Raw genomic sequence first — 453 nt, 5'->3', positions numbered from 1 at the left:
ATAAGGGTAGGAGATACCCGAATCGTCTATAGAGTAGATCAGGGGGCAGTGGAGGTTCTCATTGTCGCTGTGGGTGCTCGACGCGATAAAGAGGTCTACCACGCCGCTGAGAATCGAATCTAAGCGATCTACCGGTGTGTAAAAGACACCGGTTCACTTGCCCTCTACCCAATCCAATTGCTCCTCACGAGGAAGACTTGGAAGGTCTGCATCGACAAGTGGTTGTTGGCTTGGCGGTGGAAGGCCATCTCCATGCGGAAGCTGTATGTCTCCCGGTGATAGGGAAGGCAACTGGCGTAGCTGAGGCCGCTCATCTGCGATTGGCGCGTCTTGCTCTGCCTCACTGACCAAAATACGGGCATCGAAGGCCGCATAGCGCTGGTTATCACGCTTATCAGCCCATGCGACACGCCGATTTACAACGTAGGCATTTACCCCGCCACGTTCACTGCC

General features: G+C 54.7%; 1 pseudogene. It reads right to left on the bottom strand.

Going from position 1 to position 453, the window contains the following annotated elements:
- Nucleotides 1-153: 153 nt before the first annotated feature.
- Nucleotides 154-453: pseudogene (locus ABEH87_RS21685) on the bottom strand (hypothetical protein); the annotation flags it as partial.

It is taken from the genome of Erwinia sp. Eh17-17, assembly GCF_039675725.1.
Classification (GTDB): domain Bacteria; phylum Pseudomonadota; class Gammaproteobacteria; order Enterobacterales; family Enterobacteriaceae; genus Erwinia.
The sequence above is the reverse complement of the archived record's forward strand: the minus strand, read 5'-3'. Positions and strand labels throughout refer to the sequence as shown.